This window comes from Natronomonas sp., assembly GCF_046710025.1.
Taxonomy (GTDB): Archaea; Halobacteriota; Halobacteria; order Halobacteriales; family Haloarculaceae; genus Natronomonas.
The window spans coordinates 1-19511 of the sequence record NZ_JBKEGK010000002.1 but is presented as its reverse complement, the minus strand read 5'-3'; the positions used below and the strand labels follow the sequence as shown (position 1 = coordinate 19511).

The window sequence follows — 19511 nt, the reverse complement described above, 5'->3', positions numbered from 1 at the left end:
GCGGCTCCGGGCGGCACATCGGAGCGAAAAAATCACCCGGCGTATCCGCGCTTAGATCTCGGGCGCCTGCCCGCCGAACTCCTCGATCAGTCGGGGGACGACCTCAAAGAGGTCGTCGACGATGCCGTAGTCCGCGATGTCGTAGATCGGCGCGTTCGGGTCCGAGTTGATCGCAACGATGGTGTCCGCACCCTTCATTCCGGCGACGTGCTGGACCGCCCCGGAGATCCCGACCGCGATGTAGACGTCCGGCGTGACGACCTTTCCGGACTGGCCGACCTGGCGGTTCTGCGGCAGCCAGCCGTTGTCGACGATCGGCCGCGACGACGACAGCGTCGCGCCCAGGGCATCTGCGAGTTCCTCAATGATGGGGATGTTATCCTCCTCCCCGATCCCGCGGCCGACCGAAACGAGCACGTCCGCGTCGGTGATATCCACGTCGCCGCTGCCGACCTCCTCGAATCCGTTTACTGTCGCGCCGAGCGACCCCTCGTCAATGTCGATCTCGGCGGCCTCGATCGACGCGTCGCCGGTCGATTCGGCCGGAGGCCACTCGGCCCCTCGGATCGTCAGCACGCATCGCTCCGAGTCGACCTCGTAGGTCGTCTCGACTTTCCCGCCGTACTGTTCACGGACGACCTCAACCGTCCCGCCGCCTTCGATGCCGACCACGTCGGTCACGAGTGGCAGGTTGAGCGACCCAGCGACTGCGGGCGCGTAGTCCAATCCGTTCACCGAGTTGGGCAACAGAAGCGCTGTCGGATCGAGTTCGGCACACAGCTGTTCGACCGCCTCCGCGTAGACGCCGTGGTTGAACTCCTCGCCGTTGTCGACGGTGTAGATCGTGTCGACGCCCTCGCGGTTCAGTTTATCGGCGAACCCCTCGATGTCCCCAGCGATCACGGCGACCGCCAGATCAGTGTCGAAGTCGGCGGCGAGTTCACGACCGGCGGTGATGAGCTCGAAGGAGATGTCCCGAAGGTCCCCACGGCGGTGCTCGGCGACGGCGAGCACCGTCATCCCTCGACCACCCCCTTCTCGCGGAGGAGTTCAGCCAGTTCCCCGGCTGTCTCGTCGGCGTTGCCGTCCCAGACGACCGCGTCGCTTTCAGTTTCGGGTTCGTACATCGATGTCCGCTCTATCGGCGACTCGACGACCGACGCGTCGAGGCCGATGTCGTCGAGGGATTCGGTCTCAAGCGGCTTTCGTTGTGCCTGCCGGATGCCGCGGAGGCTGGCATAGCGTGGTTCGTTGATCCCGGTTTGAATTGTCAACACTGCGGGAAGATCGACGTCGGTGAGTTCCTCGATGCCGCCCTCGAGTTCACGGTGAACTGAGGCGATCCCAGCCCCGGCGTCGAGTTCGAGATCGTTGACGACGGCGGCCCACTCGAAGCCAAGCCGTTTGGCGAGGGCGACGCCGGTCGCGCCGTTGGAGTCGTCGCTCGCCTGGACACCCGAGAGGACCAGATCAGGGTCCTCCGCCTCGGCGACGGCGGCGATGATATCGGCCTTTGTGCCGATGTCGAGGAACTGCGCCTCCGCCAGAGCGTCGTCCCACACTCTGATGGCGCGGTCGGCCCCCTTTGCGAGCGCCATCCGGACGGTCTCCTCGGCACGCTCGGGGCCGATCGTAACCGTAACCACCTCGATGTCCTCGGTCGCCTCGGAGATCTGGACGGCCTCCTCGACGGCGTAGTCGTCCCACTCGTTGAGATCGTATTCGAGGGACCCTTCGGCGATGTCGAGTCCGGAGATCTCGAACTCGTCGTCGACCTCGGCTACCTCTTTGACAGTGACGAGTACCTTCATGCTATCTAGTCAATAATCGTGACGACCGTCCGGGATTAAATCTTTCCGAACAATTGTTGATTACGCTCCGCGCTCCCGCCCTCGTCGCTACCGGTCCGTCCCGACACTCTACCGGCGAGTGGGGCTACGTCCCGTCGTCGAGTTCGCCGACACCCTCTCCCGGCAGGCTGATGAGGTTTTCCCGGCCGATACGGAGCTTGTCAACCCGGTTTTCGTCGTCCATCGACGACAGGAGCTGTGAGACCTTCGCGTTCGACCATCCCGTCTCCTTGACGATCGTCGCCTGCTTCATCCGTCCCCCGTTCTGCTCGAGGAGGTACTCGACGCGCTCCTCGTCCGAGAGCAACTCGGGGTCCGGCTCGTCCGTCCCGGCGCCCGGATCGGCGTCCTCGTCGTCCTGTCCGGACGGCTCCGCAACCCCTGTCGTGTCCGCCGGGCCCGCCGTCGTTCCGTCGCCTCTCTCGCCGTTGTCCGGCCCCGAACGAGTGATCGCGCCGCCCTCGCCCGGCGACGTGTTCCCGTTCCGTCGGGCGAACAGCAGATACAGCCCGACGAGGAGTGCGGCGCCGCTCAGAAGCAACGCCCCGATGACGAGGGTATCCGACATCCCGTCGGTCGTCGGTCCCGCACTGCTCGGGTGATACACGATATTAAAATAGCCGGGCTCGAACGTCGCTGGTCCCTCCCATGTGAGATCTCCCCCATCAGCACCGATCGGGGACGTTGTCGGCCCGCCGTAGCCGGGCGGGGCGAGGATCGTCAGCGATTGCTCTGCCCCCAACCCCGGCAGCCACGTCCCGTCCGTAGTATTGAACGCGTCGTCGACGTACAGTGTGTCCTCGTCGTCGATCCGAGCGAACGACTCCCAGGTAAACGAGACGCGGAGGATCCCGTGCGTGTCCCCACCTTCGGAGTCGGTCACGACCTCGCTGTGGCGGCTGACCGACGTGATCGCCATCTCGCGGCCGCTCGCCGCCGAAGCCTCACTGGCTGCTCGCTCGAACGCGTCGACCCCGAGTTCGAGCCCTCCTTCGTTGGCCTCGAACCGGTCTGCGAACGCCTCGAAGGCCTCACGGTCGCTGTCGCTCTCGATGGGCACGCTGACCGTGACGTTCCACGCCGCGTCGCCGTCCGCTTGGAGTTGCGCCTTGAGATGCGTCCCGTCAACCTGGGGCTGTCCGGCGGCAGGAACCGCACCAAGCATCGGGGCACAGACGAGGAGGAGGGCACACAGCAGGGTGGGAACCCGACACCGCATTGCTACACGATGGACACCCGCACCGGAAAACGCTTTCTATCCAGCGATAAAAGGTCTGCGCCGTCGATAAACTGTCTCGACTCCTCTCGACCGCGCGTTCGGGTCCGGCGCGGGGCGGACGATTTTTGTTTCCCGGGGGCGACATCCCAGGTATGGATGGTGTCCGCGCCCTCGTCTTTGCCCTCCTCCTCTGTGTGGCCCCCATCGGTGGGGTCGCCGTCGATGCTGAGGCCGTCGGCGGACCCGCCGAGCCACAGGAAACGACGGCCGATCCCGACCCCTCGATGACCGTGCTCGCGACGCCGAACACCTCGGAGTATCTCGCCCCTTCAGCCGACGACATCGAGCGCTCCGGAAACCACACCGCCGACCTCGACGTCGCGGCCGCCATCGAGGCCGACGCTGGCGGACTCAAAGGCGCGTACGTCGGCGAGACGCTCGAACGTCGCTACGCGAACGCGGCTACCGACGCCGAACGCGACGCCGTCGTCGAAGACGGCGTGGATCGCCTCACTACCCGCGTCGACGAGTTGCGCGAGGCCGAACGGACCGCAATCCGGCGGTACAACGAAGGGACGATCGACACCCGCGAACTGCTCCGGTCACTATCCGTAGTGAGCCGGACGGCCGAGACGACGGTTGACCGTCTTGAGTGGTTGGAGACACGGGCTAACCGACTCGACATGGACGCCGAAGCCAACCGCGCGGCGACCGATCGGGTCCGGCTCCTGTCGACGACGGGGCCGGTCAGGGCCGAACTTGCCGACGCCGCCGTCGGCGAGGGCCCCGCCCGAGTGTACGTCGAGACGGCCGGCAGCGGGATCGTCCTCGCCGCGGTCGATCGAGATGACGGGACGTTCCTGCGCGAAGCCTCCGACCCGAGCGCGAGGGACACAGAGACCCCCGACCAGTACGGCGGGAGCCCGCTGCTCGCGCTCGAACGGATGGAGCGTATCTACCCGTGGGTCACCGAAAACAACCTCGGCGTCTCGGCCTCTCCGATCGGGCCGACGTTTGACCGCGTCTACCGGTTCAACATTCCTCACCCGCACGGCGAACTCGAGACGTACCTCGACAGCGGTTCGGAGACCGCGACGGTCGAGTTCCAGCGAAACGATCTCGAGTCGCTCCCGACCGATACGACCCAAACCACCACGAACGGCCTCCGTCTCGTCGTCGACACGACCCGCGGCGGCGGCCCAATTGGTGTTTCTGTCCGCGACGACGCGACCGGCGACTCCGTCGACGCAAGAATCGAACTGAACGGCAATCCGATCGGATCGACCGACGAGGGCCGGCTGTGGGCCGTCGCCCCTCGTGGCTCGGTGACAGTAAACGCGACCTACGCCGGTGAAACGGTGTCGCTTGAGGCGACGCCCGCCTGAGTGCCGGGATGTCCGGCGGTTTATATACGTGGACGCGGCCAGGGCACCCCATGGCTTCCCGTGGCGTTTCCCCACTCGTCGGCGTTCTGTGTCTGCTTGTGGTGACTGTCGCCCTCGCGGCAACCGTCGTTGTGACCGTCCCCGTTGGCTCCGTCCCCGAACACACCGTTGCGACCTTCGACGCGGCGGCCGACCCGACCGGCGAAATTAGGGTGACACACACCGGCGGCGACGTGATCGATCCCGAAACTCTCGATATTCGGATACGCGTCGAGGGGGAACCCCTCGCCGAACAACCGCCGGTTCCGTTCTTTTCAGCCCGCGGCTTCGAGAGCGCGCCGACCGGCGCGTTCAACAGCGCAGCGGCCACGGCTTGGCGGGCCGGCGAAACCGCCTCGTTCCGGACTGCGGGCACGAACGCGCCACCGATCGACCCCGGCGACACCGTGACGATCCGGCTCTACGCCGACGACTACAATATCGCGGAACTCGAGGTGACCGCCTAGCTCGGATCGACGGGCTCCGGGTCGACTGTCGCCGCCTCTGTCCCCGGCCCAGGAACTCGTGCGATCGTCGTGATCGCCCGCGGCGTTCCGGGGGCGCGCTGTTGGATCCGGTGTTCGAACGCCTCGAAGCCGGCCTCGGCGAACATCCGATCAGCCTCCGCCTCATCATAAAACAGCATGATCGCGTCGGCGAGTTTCGCGAACGCCGTCGACTTCGGGTAGTCGGGACCGACGACCAACACCGGTCCTCCCGGTTTCGTGACCCGACGCGCCTCCCGGAGTGCGGCGACCGGATCGGGCCAGTACTCGATCGATCCCGACGACCAGTAGGCATCAAAACTGTCGTCGGCGAACGGTAGCCGCTCCGCGTCGCCGCGGTGGAACTTCACTTGATCGCGCTTGCCGAACTTCCCGAAGGCCTTCTCGAGTTGGTGGGCCGACTGGTCGAGCCCCCAGACGTCGTCCGTGTGCTGCAACAGCCCCTCGGTCGCGAAACCGGTGCCACACCCGACATCGAGAACGCGATCGCCGGCCTCGACCCCGAACCACTCGAGGGCCTCGTCGCGCATCTCCTCGTTCCAGATGAACGGGTTGATCGTGTCGTACACCTGCGAGAGATATTTATAAAAGAGCCGAGCGCGGGCCTTGTCTTCGAGGACTCCCATCGATTTCTATTGTGGCTCTCGGGGCATAACCCCCCTGATTCGTGCTCGAACTGCCGGAACCCGCGAGCGGGGGGTTGCTCGACTAACCGCCCGAATCGTCAACACTCATTACGGGGCCGGCCCACAGACAAACCATGTCTTTCGAGGAGATGGATGTCGACACGATCTGGATGGACGGCGAGTTCGTTGATTGGGACGAGGCGCAGACGCACGTGTTGACCCACTCACTGCACTACGGTACCGGGGTGTTCGAGGGGGCCCGATGCTACGACACATCGGACGGCCCGGCGCTGTTCCGGTGGGACGAACACCTCGATCGGCTCTACGACTCCGCGAAGGTGCTTGACCACGAAATCGATCACTCCCGCGAGGAGATCACCGAGGCGACGCTATCGCTCATCCGCGAGCAGGACCTCAGGTCGTGTTACATCCGCCCGCTCGTCTACTACGGCTACAATTCGCTGGGCGTTTCCCCGGAGGACTGCCCCTCGGAGACAATGGTCGCCTGCTGGCCGTGGGGGGCGTACCTCGGCGAGGACGCGATTGAAAATGGCGTCGACGTGATGGTCTCTTCGTGGCGCAAACACGCCTCCAGCCAGATCCCGACCAACGTCAAGGCCACCGGCCCCTACCTCAACTCCATGCTCGCCGGTGAGGAGGCTCGCCGAAACGGCTACGTTGAGGCTATCGTGCTCAACAAGGAGGGCAAAGTCGCCGAGGGCCCCGGCGAGAACATTTTCATGGTGAACGACGGCGAACTGTTCACCACCGGCGTCTCCGAGTCCATCCTCGACGGGATCACCCGCGATACGGTCATCGAACTCGCCCGCGATCTCGGCTACACCGTCCACGACGAGGCTTCCATCGGGCGCGGTCAACTGTACACCGCCGACGAACTCTTCTTTACCGGAACCGCCGCCGAGGTCACCCCGGTCCGAAGCGTCGACGACACGGAGGTCGGTAACGGCACTCGCGGCCCGATTACTGCGGAGATCCAACAGCAGTTCTTCGACCTCGTCGAAGGGGAACTCGAAGAGTACGACGAGTGGTTCTTGAACGTGTGAGTTGTCCGGCGACGGGCCAGCCGTCGACCCCGCGCTTAGTGTTCGACAGAAAAATCCTCGACCGACCGGCCGCGGCGTGTGACCGCCTCGCTGATCATCAGCCTCTCCCCCCGATCCAGCGTCGACCACTCTAGCGACTCGGGCGGCGACTCCTCGAAGGCTCGAAACTGCTCGAAGACCGCCTCGTTGACGAACCGCTCGAAGGAGCTACACACCGGACACCTCACTGAGAGGTGCGATGTGTCGAACTCCCGCGAGAGCGTGTGTTCGAGACAGGTGAGACAGCGGTACGTACGATCCATATGAACACTAGGGTCGTCAGCGGTGTGTATCTGTTCGTTCCGACATCACTGCGTCACATTTCTGTTCTCCGCCGTGTCCTCGTCTTCGCCCTCGAACGCATCGGGAACGGTGACCTCGGCACGGAGACACCGGCCGGTCGTCACGACGGCGGCGAGGAACGTGACGAACGACAGCGCCCACCGGAGCCACTGCAGCCACGATGCGACGAAGATGCTGAGGGTGCCGATCACGAAGGCGGCCAGCGCGAGAGTCGCTGTTAGGTCGGTGTTGTGTGTCTTCAAAAACGAGACGAGCCGGACCGCCCTCGGCCCCTCGACGGTAACCTTCGGCTGCCACGGTTCGGGCCCCTGCTCGATCTCCATCGTCGGGTCACCGATTGCGGCCTTGAGTTATAAATCCGCCGCGGATCCGCACCGTCGTCAGTAGAACGCGATCGGGGTTCCGGCCGATTCCTCGTCCTCGATCTTTTCGAGCGCGGCCTCGAAGTCCTCGTTTGCGACCTCGGTCCGACCCTCCCGGATCGCGAACATTCCGGCCTCCGTGGCGAGGCTCTCGAGTTCGGCCCCGGAGAAGCCCTCCGTGTCCTCGGCGATCCGTCCGAGGTCGACGTTCGGATCGAGTTGCATCCGCTCGGTGTGGATCGAGAGAATCTGCTCGCGGCCGTTGGCATCGGGCTCGGGGACCTCGATGAGCCGATCGAAGCGGCCGGGACGGAGGATGGCGCGATCGAGCATGTCGAAGCGGTTCGTCGCCGCGATGATCGAGATGTCACCACGCTGGTCGAAACCGTCCATCTCCGAGAGGAGTTGCATCATCGTCCGCTGGACCTCGGCGTCCCCGGAGGTCTTCGACTCCGTCCGCTTCGAAGCGATGGCGTCGATTTCGTCGATGAAGATGATGGCGGGTTCGCGCTCGGCGGCGAGTTCGAACAGGTCCCGGACGAGCCGTGCGCCCTCGCCGATGAACTTCTGGACGAGTTCGGAGCCAGCCATCTTGATGAACGTGGCGTCGGTCCGGTTGGCGACGGCCTTCGCCATCATCGTCTTGCCGGTCCCCGGCGGGCCGTGTAACAGCACGCCGGTCGGCGGATCGATGCCGACGGTATCGAACTGCTCGGGATTCACGAGGGGGTCCTCGACCGCCTCGCGGACCTCTTGGATCTGGGTTTCGAGCCCGCCGATGTCCGTGTAGGTGACGTCGGGCCTCTCGGCGATTTCCATCGCCTGTGCACGAGCGTCGGTCTCGGAGTCGAGAACCGTCTGGATCGCAAAGGAGTCGTTTATCGCGACACGGTCGCCGGCCTCCAGCCGGTCGTATAGTCGTGGCGAGACGTCGGTGAGCACCTCTTGATTGTTGCCGTGCTGTTTGAGAAGCACCTGATCGTCAGTGAGCTCTTCGACGGTTGCGAGATACAGCGACGATGTTTTCAGCGCCTCGTTTTCCTCTTGGAGATCAGTGACTTCCTCACGGAGGTCCGACTGCCGCTCGCGGACGGTTTCGAGTTGGTTGGAAAGCTCGTCGTGAACCCGCGAGACATCGACATAATGCTCCCTGAGGGCGGCAAGCCGCTCATCGACCGGCATATCGGGGTCGAGATTGAGCGTCGGCCGGTCCGGGAGCGATGGGCTATGCGACATTAACGATGCTAACGGTCGGAAATTAAAAGGGCCTTTGGGTGGGGGAGACGTTTGCGGTAGTCGTTGGCATACTGTCCCGTATCGGTTCGGGCCTCGGTCTCGTCACGTCAGCGACGCGAACTCCGCGACCATCGAGTCGTAGGCCTCGATCGCCGCCTCGACCGGTTCCGGGGAGGACATGTCGATTCCGGCCGTCTCGAGCAACTCGAGGGGGTACGTCCGCGATCCGGAGCGGAGGAACTCGCGGTAGTCCGCCGCCGCCGGCTCGCCCTCCGACGCGATGCGGTCGACGATCGCGTTGGCCGCGCTGATCCCCGTCGCGTACTGGTAGACGTAGTAGGCCCGATAGAAGTGCGGAATCCGCATCCACTCGCTGGCGATCCGGTCGTCGATGACGGCCGGGTCGTAGTACTTCGATTTGAGGCCTCGGTACAGCTCGTCCAGCCGATCCGGCGTCAGGGCCTCGCCCTCGGCGTCGAGTTCGTGGGCACGGTGCTCGAAGTCGGCGAACATCGTCTGTCGGAACAGCGTCGACCGGAACCGCTCGAGATACTCGTCGAGGACGTGTCGACGGAACCGCTCGTCCTCGACCGTCTCGAGCAGATGGCGAGTCAACAGCGCCTCGTTGACCGTCGAAGCCACCTCCGCGACGAAGATCTCGTACCCCGAATAGACGTACGGCTGCTCGTCACTCGTGAGTTCGGAGTGCATCGAGTGGCCCAACTCATGAGCCAGGGTGTACATCGAGGCGATGTCGTCTTGATAGTTCAACAGGATGTAGGGCTGGCTGTCGTAGGTCCCGCCGCTGTAGGCGCCCGACTGCTTGTTCGCGGTCTCGTAGACGTCGACCCACCGCGATTCGAGCCCCTCGGCCATCCGGTCGCGGTAGGCGTCGCCAAGCGGTTCGACGGCCTCGATCACGTAGTCCTTTGCCCGGTCGTATTCGAGGTCGGGGCTCTCGCCGTCCGCAATCGGCGCGTAGAGGTCCCACATCCGGAGATCGTCGACACCGAGTGCCTCGCGCTTCAATTCGGCGTGGCGGTGCAACACGTCGAGGTTATCCTCGACGGTTCCGACGAGCGTCTCGTAGACCTCCACCGGAACGTTCGGGCCGTCGAGTGCGGCTGCACGCGCCGAGTCGTAATTCCGCGCCGCGGCCAGCTTTCGATCCGATTTAACGCTGTTTTTGTACGCCGTGGCGACGCTGTTTCGGTATTCGGCCCACTCGTCGTAGAACGCCTCGTAGCTCCGCTTTCGGAACGCCCGATCGGGGTGTTTCTGGAGTTTTGTGAAGTTCGACAGCGTGATCCGCCGTTCGCCGCCCTCGGACCCTTCGACCGTCGGGAACGTCATATCGGCGTTCGTCAGCATGTTGTACACCTCGCCCGCCGCCCCCGTCACCTCGCTCAGATCGGCCAAAAGCGCCTCGATCTCCGCCGACCGGGTGTGGGGTTTCATCCGTAGCGTGTCGTCAAAGTAGTGATCGTACGTCTCGAGGTCGGGAACGTCCTCGACGAACGCCGACAGCGCCTCCCGGTCGAGTTCCTGTAGCTCCGGTTGGATAAAACTCGCCGCGCTGGAGGCGTCGGCGGCAAGCGACTGCGAGCGCGCCGTGAGCGCCTGGTAGCGCTGGTTCGTCGTGTCCTCGTCGCGTCGCATCCGCGCGTAGGCGGCGACGTTCGAAACCTCTCGCATGACCGATTCCCGCAGTTCCAAGACCTCGGCGAGCGTCGCCGCACTCTCCGTGACCCGGCCCTCGTAGGCTGACAGCTCCTCGATCCGCTCTTCGACGGCCTCATACGCGGTCTCCCACGCCTCGTCGTCGGCGAACAGATCCGTCAGGTCCCACATGTACTCCTCGGCGATGTCGCCTCGCTCGGGCACCGAACTCATACACTGTGGTAGGGGAGCCGTCGTCCTAAACCCGTCGTCCCCGGGGATGCTTCGCCTATGGCTCCTCGTCGGGAACCAGCGACCCGGCCACTCGGGCGGCGGCGAGGCGCTCCCGCCGCCGGGCACGAAAAACCCCTCGCGCGCTCGAGAGCGCGTCGGCGTCGATCTCGAAGGTAACGCCGCGGTAGGAGACGTCGAACAACACGAGTGGGCCGGGGGCGGCCGGGGCGATGCCATCCGGCCCGGAAAGCGGCTCGGAACCGAGCGCCCGAGGTATAAACGACGGATCGCGAGCGCCGCGCGCGACCGCCTCAACGACGGTGACGAGTCGCCGAACGAGCTGCCGGGCGAACCCGCCGGCTCGGCACTCGAGTCGCAAGAAGGGCCCGTTCCGGCGGAGCGAGACCGACACCGCGCGCTCGGTCCCCTCGTCGTCCGGCGTGAAGTTGTGGAAGTCGGCCTCGACGGAGAGCCGCCGGCAGGCCTCGCGGGCGTCGTCGTCGTCGACCGCCGGGGCGTGGAGGAAGTATGTATATACTCGCTCCGTGGCGTCGTGGGTCGCGTGAAATCCCGGGTCAACGTCGGTGGACGCCCACGCCCGGATCGCCCCGGGCAACTCGCTGTTGAGCGCGCGCGGCGTCAGCCATGCCGGCGGCTCGAAGGCCACCGTCTGCGCCCGCGCCGAGACCCCGGCGTCGGTCCGCCCCGCCGCCGCGTAGCCGACCGGCGACCCGCCCTCAAACCCGACGCCGAGTTCATCGAGGGCCGCGAAGAGCTCGTTCTCTATCGTCTCGCCGTGTGGCTGGCGCTGGAAGCCGCGGTACCCCGAGCCGTCGTAGGCAAGTCGGAAGGCGCGCACGGGACATCCGTATCCGCGTCTCAATTATAAACGGTCGGGGGAACGCTCCGATCAACCGGTCGCGACAGGCGCTCACTCGTCGCCGCGGACGTTCCGCAGCCTGCGGAGGCGCCCGACCGTCCGGTCCGTCAGGCGGAGATAGACGTACTCGCTGACGCCAATGAGTCCGAATGCTGCCGTCAAAAAGAACATTCCATGAGTGTACCGCCCCTCGAGCAAGCTGAACACGCCGATCAACCCGACCGGCCCGGCGACGACGAGCGTCCCGGCCAACTGCAGCGTCCGAACGATCCCGAGCGGCATAATCGGCTGTTCGCCCCGGATGTTTAAATACTCCTCCGTCGGCCGCAGACACCGCGTCGGCGTCCCTCGCTATCGGCCGCTGTCGTCGCTTTTGCCCTCCGTCACCGCGGTTTCGTCGCCGTCGTTCGTCGTCGCTACGTCCGTGACTGTTCCGGCGACGATCGACTTCACGCTCGGCCTGAAATACCCCCCGGCGACGAGCGCAAGCGCGATGGTCAGAAAGCCGGCGCCCGAAACCGTGCGGCCGCCGACGAGGAACTCGACGCCGAGCAGCCCGATGGGTGCCGCGAGCGCGACGGTGCCGAACAGCGTGAGCGTGTCGAGCAGCTTCATTTATAAGAACGTCGGCGCTCGCGAACAAAAAGCCGATGCACGACGACAGCCTTTCGTCGCCGACGATCCAACACGGCGTATGTTCACCGGCATCGTCGAGACGACCGGCGAGGTGGTTTCGATCGAGGACACCGACGAGGGCCGACGGATCGCGGTGGCCGCACCGTTCACCGCTGATCTCGAACACGGCCAAAGCGTCGCCATAAGCGGGGCCTGCCTGACCGTAGAAGCGTTCAACGACGACCGCTTCGAGTTGTTCCTCTCCGAGGAGACGCTCAATCGGACGTACCTAGACTCGATCACGACCGGGGACGCGGTCAATCTTGAACGCGCACTCCCCGCCGACGGCCGCTTCGACGGCCATTTCGTGCAGGGTCACGTCGACGGCGTCGCATCGGTCACCCACATCGAGCAGGTGGGCGACGACTGGTACTTCGGCTTCTCGCTTCCCGACGCGCTGGCGCGCTACGTCGTTGAGAAGGGGTCGATCGCCGTCGACGGCATCTCGCTGACAGTGGCGGACCTCCGCGAGGACGATTTCACCGTCGCGATCATCCCCGCAACGTACGATCTCACGACGCTCTCAGGGAAGTCGATCGGTGACCCGGTTCACCTCGAAGTCGACGTGGTGGCGAAGTACGTCGAGCGTCTGACCGAAGGATATCAGTAGCGTCCCGGCGGCAATCGGAACGCTTGGGACCCCTCGTTCCGAACGCCGGCCGTGACGCGCGCTCGCCTCTTCGGTTCCCTCTGTGGGCTCGTCTTCTTTTTGAACCTGGCCAGAATCGTCTTCGCGCCGCTATTAGACGTGTTCATCGCCGAGTTCGGGATCGGGGAGGCCACCGCGGGGCTCATCGCGACGCTCGTCTGGATCGGGAGCGCCTCGCTTCGACTCCCGACCGGCTGGCTGCTGACAAAGTTCTCGCGACACCGCCTCGTCGTCGCGAGCGGGCTGTTGCTCGCCGTCGCCTCGGCGGCCACCGCGACCGCGGTGACGCCCCGACAGCTCATGATCGGCGCGTTCGCGATGGGGATCGCCTCGGGCGTCTACTTTGTCGCCGCGAACCCGCTTTTGAGCGAACTGTACCCCGAGCGCGTCGGCCACGTTCTCGGGATCCACGGCGCGGCCACGCAACTCGCGGCGGTCGTCGCCGCGCCGCTCGTTACCGTTGCGTTGCTCTTCGACTGGCGGCTCTCGCTTTGGACGATTGCCGTCGGGGCGGCGGCCACCACCGTCTACACCTGGATCGCCGCCCGCAGGACGGAGATGCCGCGGGCCGGCCGTGAGGATCGGGCCTTCCTTGCCGGCGCGCTCTCGGAGCGACGCGTCATCCTGACCGCCCTCGTCATCACCGGCGGGGCAGTGTTCGTCTGGCAGGGGATCTTCAATTTCTATGATCTCTATATGCAGTCGAAGGGGCTCTCGAGGGAGGCCTCAGGGGCGATGCTAACTGTCGTCTTCGCGAGTGGCGTTCCCGCCTTCTACTTCGGCGGGAACCTGGCCGATCGGCTTCCGCACGTCCCGTATCTACTCGGGATCGTCGCGACGTTCGCCGGGTGTATCCTCGCGTTGACGGCCGCTGAGGGACTGTTCGCGCTGGCCGTCGTCTCTGCGGTCATCGGCTTCGTTGTCCACGCGCTGTTTCCGGCGACGGACACGTATGTCCTCGGCGCACTGCCCGACTCGACTCGGGCGAGCGCGTACGCCGTGTTCAGTTCGGTCTGGATGCTCACTCAGTCGGTCGGGTCCTCTGCCGTGGGCGAACTGTTGGAGGCCGGATACACGTACAATGCGGTGTTCAACGGCGCGGCGGTGTGTCTGCTCGCCTCGGTCGGTCTCCTCGCCGCCTTCGACCGCGTAGGTGGGTTCGTGGAGTGACCGCTGCCAAAACGTCGAGAAATCGGTAGGGCCGCCGCGTCGTAGCAAAAACGCCCCGTCGATCCAATCGCGGCGGCGCGTGGCCGTCTATACATACTCCTCCACGCGCCCGGTCCGGACTGCTTAACCGCCTCGGGGCGATACGTCGGATAATGAGTTCCGGGTCCCGATCGGGGGCGTTCTGCCCGCGCTGCGGCGATGAGATCGAGCGGCCGCCGGAGATCGACCTCCCCGGCGGCCCCCGTGACCCCGACGCCGTGCTATGTGACGGCTGTTATTTCGAGTCGTTCGACCTCGTGGACGCGCCCGAGCGCATCGAGATTCAGGTGTGTAGCCGGTGTGGTGCCCTCCATCGCGGCAACCGCTGGATCGACGTCGGCGCGCGCGATTACACCGATGTCGCCGTCGAGGAAACCGCCGAGCGGCTCGCGGTCCACGTCGACGCCCGTGACGTCGAGTGGGGTGTCGACCCCGAGCAGGTCGACGAGAACACGATCCGGATGCACTGTCTGTTCAGCGGCCGGGTCCGCGACACTGACCTCTCTGAGGAGATCACCGTCCCCGTCTATATCGCCAGAAAAACCTGCGACCGGTGTGGCCGCATCGCCGGCGACTACTACGCCAGCATCATTCAGGTCCGGGGCACCGATCGGACGCCGACACCCGCGGAGAACGACCGCGCGGTCGAGATCGCAGAGTCATACATCGCCGACCGGGAGGCGACCGGCGACCGAAATGCGTTCATTACCGAAACCACCCGAACCGGTGACGGGATCGACATGAAGATCTCGACGAACCAGATGGGACAGGGGATCGCGAAGCGGATTGTCGCCGAACTGGGCGGTACGGTCTCGGAGGCACCAACGCTCGTGACGGAGGACGGCGACGGCAACGACGTGTACCGGGTCACGTTTACTGCCCGGCTGCCGCCCTACACACCCGGCGACGTAATCGATCTCGACGACGGCGACGGGCCTGTTCTCGTAACGAGCGCCCACGGCAACCTGAAGGGGCTTCGACTCGCTACGGGCGAACGCTACGAGGCCGACTTCGAGGAGGGGATCGACCCCGATGCGCGCAAACTCGGCGAGCGCGCGGACGGCGAGGAGACGACGCTCGTCGCGGTCGAGGACGACCACGCTGTCCAGGTCCTCGATCCCGACACCTTCGAATCGAAGACGATCCCCCGGCCCGATTACCTCGATCCCGACGTGCAGTCGGTGCCCGTACTCAAACACCGCGCGGGGCTCCACGTTCTTCCCGAGGAGGACTCGGACGATGACGGACGATCCCGGTAAGGCGGCGATCGTCGAGAACCCCCGGACCGAACGCGTCGCCGAGTCACTCGAGGCGGAGGGCATCTACGACTCGCGCCGCCGGATTGAGGCCTACGACGCTGATCGGGTCGCGCTACCGGTCACTCGCCCACCCGCCGAGACCGATGTCCAAGCGGTCGTCGAACTCGCCCTCCCGATCCGCGAGCGGGGGCTGGAGGACGTGCTTCGGTCCCACGGCGTCCCCGATCACGTTGTCGAGGCCGCCCCGGCGTCGTGGGCCGTGATCGGGGATGTCGTATTGGTCGATCTCGGCGACGTATCCGCCGAGGGGCCGCTCGCCCCCGACGCCCGCCGGGCCGTCGGCGAGGCGCTCCTTGAGGTGCACGGCGACGCCGATACCGTCCTTGCCCGCGGCGGGGTCTCCGGAACACGACGGGACCCCGCTGGCGAGGTCGTGGCCGGGACTGGCGACACCGAGACGGTCCACGTCGAACACGGTATCGAGTACGCTCTCGATCTCTCCGAGACGATGCTTTCGCCCGGCAACAAGGCCGAGCGCGCCCGGATGGGCGAATACGTCGCCCCCGACGAACGCGTCTTCGACATGTTCGCCGGGATCGGCTACTTCTCGCTGCCGATGGCGCGGGCGGGGGCGTCCGTGACCGCTACCGAGATCGACCCGGAGTCACACCGCCGACTCGTCGAGAACGCCTCTCGTAACGATGTCGCCGCCCAACTCGACGCGATCCTCGGCGACTGCCGGAGCGTCGAAACAACCGCCGACCGGGTCGTGATGGGCTACTACGATGCCCACGAGTATCTCGATTCGGCACTCGATGCAGTCGTTTCCGGCGGCGTCATCCACCTCCACGAGGCCACCCCTGAAGCGCTGTTTCCCGACCGACCGATCGATCGGCTTCGGGACGCCGCCGCGGCCGCCCATCGGTCGGTCGACACTCTCGATGTTCACCGCGTCAAGAGCCACAGCGCCGGTGTCGTCCACGGGGTTGTGGACGCACACATCGAGTAACCCGGACGGCGCGACTGGGGGCGTCAGCGCTGGTCCGCGAGCGCCAGCACGACCGCCCCGGCCCCGGCCGCGAGCACAAGCTCTCTAGCCCCGACGTGCCACTTGAAACGACCGTAGAGTTCCCCCGTGACGCCGCCGGCGACTCCGTTGGCCGACAGATATAGGCCAGCGCCGAAGGCGGTGTCGACGCCGAAGCTGCCGGGCAGTTGGGGATAGAAGACGACAATCGCGTACAGGAGCGCGTTTGCACCGAAGTAGAGTAATAGCTAAGAGCGCGGGACGCTCCCGGAGGACGGCGAGGACATCGTTCACCGTTCCCGCCCGCTCCCCGGCGTCGCCGCGTCCGTCCCCATCGATCGGACGAGCTAGCGCTCCTCGCGGAACCGTTCTGTCCCGAGTTCGTGGAGCCGCGTCGAGACCGCTCCGACGCCGTCCTGTAGGTCGTCGTGGTACGCGTCGAGCCGTTCCTCGAGTTCCGGGTGGGCCCGAGAGAGGATCTGGACGGCCGACAGCGCCGCGTTGAACGACTTGCCGGCGTCGACGGCGACCAGCGGCGCACCGGTCGGCATCCCGACGACCGAATCGACCGACTTCTCCTGGACCGGCACCCCGATGACGGGGAGCGGATAGGCGATCGAGGCCGTCATGTTCGGCAGGTCGGCCGACTTGCCGCCCGCGCCCGCGATGAGCACCTCAAGGCCGCGCTCGCGGGCCGTCTCGCCGTAGGCGTACATCAACTCGGGCGTCCGGTGGGCCGAGACGACGAACGTCTCGAAGGTGAACTGACTCTCCGGCGGGTCGTCGTAGTCGGTGACCTCCTCGAAGCCGAGTTCCGTCAGTGCCTCGTAGGCGCCGTACATCGTGTCGAGGTCGGAATCTGACCCCATGACGATCCCAACATCGGGGGTTTCCCCTTCGGGGCGGTCGCGATCGGCTTCGGCCTCGAACAGGTCGATGAGTGCCTCGACTTCGACGGAGCGGGTCATACGAGAGACGGCGGGCGGCGTTCGTTTGGGCGTTATGATTCTTCAACGCCCTCGTCGCACGCTGTAGCCCCGGTCCCTCGAATCACTCCTCCGGGAGCGGATAGTCGCGATACCGGTGGGCCTGCTTGGCTCCGAAGTCGTCGAGCCCCACGATGTCGGCCTCGCCGAGGTCGTCGTACGAGTCGACGTAGGCGATAGCGTCGGCGCGGTCGGCAAACGGCTTCGGGTTGTGTGCCATTACCTCCTCGTGGCGCTCCTTGCTGTAATCGAGGACGTACCCCGCCTCGGTCGCGTCGATGAGCGCTTTCGTCCCAAAGTCTCGTACCCAGACGGTTTCGACCGCCGCCGCGGGGCCGCCGTAGAACATCGGATCGTGGAGATACGAGACGAGACAGCCGGCGCTGTCAAAGAAGACCCCGCTGCCGTCGACGTGGGCGACCTGTGCGTTTGCCTCCGGATAGTCTCTCGGCTCCATCCCGCAGGGGCCGTCACAGCGCCGCCCCGCGGGTGGGTCTCGGGGTTCGTCGCCAGGGTGGTCGGGAAACGACGGCTCGTCTTCCGCGGCGTCGCTATCGGCACTCGCGTCCGGCCCGCCCCCGCCGCCGAGACAGCCGGCGGCCGCGACGACGCCCCCCGAGGCGATCGCCGCAAGCACCGATCGCCGGCCGCATCCCGTCTCTGGGAATTTCATCATTGACGCCTCGGACCACAGAATAAAAACACGACCGGTAGCGTCCGTCGGGGACGCACGTTTGGGCCTCTATTTCACTGCCGACACGGATCGGCCGAACCACTAACCGCTCCCACACCCGCAGCTGTGGACTGGCAAACAGGCGGATCGACGGGGGCGTACTCCGACAGCGGTGATCCGCGCGACCGCCTTTGCCGGCTGTCGGCTCCGTGTCAGTTCACGGGCGGTCTGCCCCTGTCTCGATATATAAACCTCCGGACGCATCATCGCGGCTGCGACCCCGGAAAAAAGAACCACAAGCGGTTCGGCACCGAGGAACCCATCGTTCGACTCGACTTCCGAGGTCGGGTGAGCCAACCAAACATCGGCTGAGTAGCTACTCAAAGGTCGTCGCGTCGACCAACTCCCGAGCGTGCGAGAGCAGCGTGTCCCGTCCCTCGTCTCCGTCGGCGTTGGCCTCGTCCCCGACACTATCGACGAGCGTCACGTGACCCATCTTCCGGAGCGGCCGCGCTTCGCGTTTGCCGTACCAGTGCAGCGACGCCGCGGCGGCTTCGAGAATCGCCTCGCTCCCGGCCAGTTCAACCGGCTCGGGGCTGTCGATGTCGCCGAGCAGGTTTGCCGTCACTGCGGGCGAGCGGAGTTCGGTACTGCCGAGGGGCCACCCCAGCACGGCCCGAAGGTGCTGTTCGAACTGCGAACAGACCGTCCCCTCGATCGTCCAGTGTCCGGAGTTGTGGGGCCGGGGGGCGATCTCGTTGACGAGAATCCCGCCCTCGCGGGTTTCGAACAGTTCGATCCCGTACACGCCGCGCCCTTCAAGCAGCTCCAGCACGTCGAAGGCGACCTCCCGAGCCCGCGATCGGACGGCCTCGTCGGTTCGGGCCGGCGTCACGGACTCCCGGAGAATCTCCTCGCGGTGGATCGTCTCCGTGACCGGGTACGCGCGTCGTTCGCTGTCGCCGACGACGCCCATGACCGCCACCTCCCGCTCGAAGTCGATCAGTTCCTCGGCGAGCGCCGCTCCGCCGATCTCGGCGAGCGCCGCCTCGGCTTTCTTGGGGCCTTCGACCGGACGGTTCCCGCGGCCGTCGTACCCTCCCTCGCGGGCCTTCAACATGAGCGGCCACCCGAGGTCCTCGCCGGCCGCGCGCAGGTCGTCAGCGTCGTCGACGCGGCGGAACTCGGGGACTGGAACGTCTCCGTCAGCAAGCGCGCGGTTCTGGACGAGTTTGTCCTGAATCGTCCGGAGCGTGTCGGGGTCAGGATGAACTGGCGTGTCGGTCGCCTCGCCCACGCGCGCCATCGCGTCTGGGTCGGCGAGTTCGATCTCGAATGTGAGGACATCCGCGCGCTCGGCGAGTTCGCGGATCGCGTCCTCGTCGTCGAAGTCGCCAACGATCTGGTCGCGGACGACCGGCGCGGCCGGACAGTCAGGTGTCGGATCCGAGACGACCACCTCGACGCCGAGTGGGCCGGCCGCCTCGCCTATCATGCGACCCAACTGCCCGCCGCCGACGACGCCGATAGTCGCTGCCGGAGTACGGTGATTCATGTCCACCCATCGTATCGCGACGATAGAGAGTGTTGTCGTTTGGGCGGGGACTGTTTCGGTCCCGTCATCCCGACCT

21 protein-coding genes are annotated in these 19511 nt (G+C 65.8%); 7 read left to right on the top strand and 14 right to left on the bottom strand.

The genetic code is table 11. From position 1 onward, the window contains the following. Positions 1 to 51 precede the first annotated feature (51 nt). The 3 genes from ACI944_RS00320 to ACI944_RS00310 form a co-directional block, all read right to left on the bottom strand. A complete protein-coding gene (locus ACI944_RS00320; RefSeq protein WP_411717067.1) occupies positions 52 to 1020 on the bottom strand; it encodes an electron transfer flavoprotein subunit alpha/FixB family protein in 969 nt (322 codons plus the stop codon). After that, a complete protein-coding gene (locus tag ACI944_RS00315) occupies positions 1017 to 1811 on the bottom strand; it encodes an electron transfer flavoprotein subunit beta/FixA family protein (RefSeq protein ID WP_411717066.1) in 795 nt (264 codons plus the stop codon). The genes ACI944_RS00320 and ACI944_RS00315 overlap by 4 nt, the downstream gene beginning before the upstream one ends. Positions 1812 to 1935: 124 nt before the next feature. Next, a complete protein-coding gene (locus ACI944_RS00310) occupies positions 1936 to 3069 on the bottom strand; it encodes a helix-turn-helix transcriptional regulator (RefSeq protein ID WP_411717065.1) in 1134 nt (377 codons plus the stop codon). A 152-nt stretch (positions 3070 to 3221) separates the two neighbouring features. Between ACI944_RS00310 and ACI944_RS00305 the strand changes: the two genes are divergently transcribed. Beyond that, a complete protein-coding gene (locus tag ACI944_RS00305; protein ID WP_411717064.1) occupies positions 3222 to 4454 on the top strand; it encodes a hypothetical protein in 1233 nt (410 codons plus the stop codon). 50 nt (positions 4455 to 4504) lie between these two features. Next, entirely contained in the window at positions 4505 to 4960 is a 456-nt protein-coding gene (locus ACI944_RS00300; RefSeq protein ID WP_411717063.1) for a type IV pilin, read from the top strand. Here ACI944_RS00300 and ACI944_RS00295 read toward each other — a convergent pair. Further along, positions 4957 to 5625 (bottom strand): methyltransferase domain-containing protein, encoded by a 669-nt coding sequence (locus ACI944_RS00295; RefSeq protein WP_411717062.1) that lies wholly within the window; start codon positions 5623 to 5625, stop codon positions 4957 to 4959. The two genes, ACI944_RS00300 and ACI944_RS00295, sit on opposite strands and share 4 nt — an antisense overlap. A gap of 134 nt (positions 5626 to 5759) precedes the next feature. Here ACI944_RS00295 and ACI944_RS00290 point away from each other — a divergent pair, with 134 nt between their 5' ends. Beyond that, positions 5760 to 6689: a branched-chain amino acid transaminase gene (locus ACI944_RS00290; protein WP_411717061.1), complete on the top strand. Its 930-nt coding sequence runs from the start codon at positions 5760 to 5762 to the stop codon at positions 6687 to 6689. Between the two features lie 35 nt (positions 6690 to 6724). Here the strand turns inward: ACI944_RS00290 and ACI944_RS00285 are convergent, their stop codons facing one another. The 7 genes from ACI944_RS00285 to ACI944_RS00255 form a co-directional block, all read right to left on the bottom strand. Beyond that, positions 6725 to 6991: a hypothetical protein gene (locus ACI944_RS00285; RefSeq protein ID WP_411717060.1), complete on the bottom strand. Its 267-nt coding sequence runs from the start codon at positions 6989 to 6991 to the stop codon at positions 6725 to 6727. Between the two features lie 45 nt (positions 6992 to 7036). Continuing rightward, on the bottom strand, positions 7037 to 7354 hold the full coding sequence (locus ACI944_RS00280) for a hypothetical protein (protein WP_411717059.1): 318 nt from the start codon (positions 7352 to 7354) through the stop codon (positions 7037 to 7039). A 57-nt stretch (positions 7355 to 7411) separates the two neighbouring features. Further along, a complete protein-coding gene (gene pan2 / locus ACI944_RS00275) occupies positions 7412 to 8629 on the bottom strand; it encodes a proteasome-activating nucleotidase Pan2 (protein WP_411717058.1) in 1218 nt (405 codons plus the stop codon). A gap of 102 nt (positions 8630 to 8731) precedes the next feature. Continuing rightward, positions 8732 to 10522: an oligoendopeptidase F gene (pepF, locus tag ACI944_RS00270; protein WP_411717057.1), complete on the bottom strand. Its 1791-nt coding sequence runs from the start codon at positions 10520 to 10522 to the stop codon at positions 8732 to 8734. A gap of 55 nt (positions 10523 to 10577) precedes the next feature. Then, positions 10578 to 11381: a tRNA pseudouridine(38-40) synthase TruA gene (gene truA, locus ACI944_RS00265; protein WP_411717056.1), complete on the bottom strand. Its 804-nt coding sequence runs from the start codon at positions 11379 to 11381 to the stop codon at positions 10578 to 10580. 72 nt (positions 11382 to 11453) lie between these two features. Beyond that, positions 11454 to 11684 carry a hypothetical protein gene (locus ACI944_RS00260; RefSeq protein WP_411717055.1) on the bottom strand — a complete coding sequence of 77 codons (231 nt, stop codon included), beginning with the start codon at positions 11682 to 11684 and terminating at the stop codon, positions 11454 to 11456. Positions 11685 to 11753: 69 nt separating this feature from the next. Next, entirely contained in the window at positions 11754 to 12017 is a 264-nt protein-coding gene (locus ACI944_RS00255) for a hypothetical protein (RefSeq protein ID WP_411717054.1), read from the bottom strand. A gap of 79 nt (positions 12018 to 12096) precedes the next feature. Here ACI944_RS00255 and ACI944_RS00250 point away from each other — a divergent pair, with 79 nt between their 5' ends. From ACI944_RS00250 to ACI944_RS00235, 4 genes are all read left to right on the top strand, one after another. Continuing rightward, positions 12097 to 12687, top strand: a complete 591-nt coding sequence (locus tag ACI944_RS00250) for a riboflavin synthase (RefSeq protein ID WP_411717053.1) — start codon at positions 12097 to 12099, stop codon at positions 12685 to 12687. Between the two features lie 51 nt (positions 12688 to 12738). After that, entirely contained in the window at positions 12739 to 13896 is a 1158-nt protein-coding gene (locus tag ACI944_RS00245; RefSeq protein ID WP_411717052.1) for an MFS transporter, read from the top strand. Between the two features lie 152 nt (positions 13897 to 14048). Continuing rightward, positions 14049 to 15194, top strand: a complete 1146-nt coding sequence (locus tag ACI944_RS00240; protein WP_411717051.1) for a 60S ribosomal export protein NMD3 — start codon at positions 14049 to 14051, stop codon at positions 15192 to 15194. Beyond that, positions 15175 to 16203: a class I SAM-dependent methyltransferase gene (locus ACI944_RS00235; RefSeq protein ID WP_411717050.1), complete on the top strand. Its 1029-nt coding sequence runs from the start codon at positions 15175 to 15177 to the stop codon at positions 16201 to 16203. The genes ACI944_RS00240 and ACI944_RS00235 overlap by 20 nt, the downstream gene beginning before the upstream one ends. Positions 16204 to 16568: 365 nt before the next feature. Here ACI944_RS00235 and purE read toward each other — a convergent pair whose 3' ends face one another. The 3 genes from purE to ACI944_RS00220 all read right to left on the bottom strand — a co-directional run bounded on the left by purE (position 16569) and on the right by ACI944_RS00220 (position 19435). After that, a complete protein-coding gene (gene purE / locus ACI944_RS00230; protein ID WP_411717049.1) occupies positions 16569 to 17189 on the bottom strand; it encodes a 5-(carboxyamino)imidazole ribonucleotide mutase in 621 nt (206 codons plus the stop codon). An 82-nt stretch (positions 17190 to 17271) separates the two neighbouring features. Next, a complete protein-coding gene (locus ACI944_RS00225; protein ID WP_411717048.1) occupies positions 17272 to 17880 on the bottom strand; it encodes a nitrous oxide reductase accessory protein NosL in 609 nt (202 codons plus the stop codon). Positions 17881 to 18256: 376 nt separating this feature from the next. Next, complete coding sequence (locus ACI944_RS00220) at positions 18257 to 19435, bottom strand: 5-(carboxyamino)imidazole ribonucleotide synthase (protein ID WP_411717079.1); 1179 nt, start codon at positions 19433 to 19435, stop codon at positions 18257 to 18259. Between the last annotated feature and the right edge of the window lie 76 nt (positions 19436 to 19511).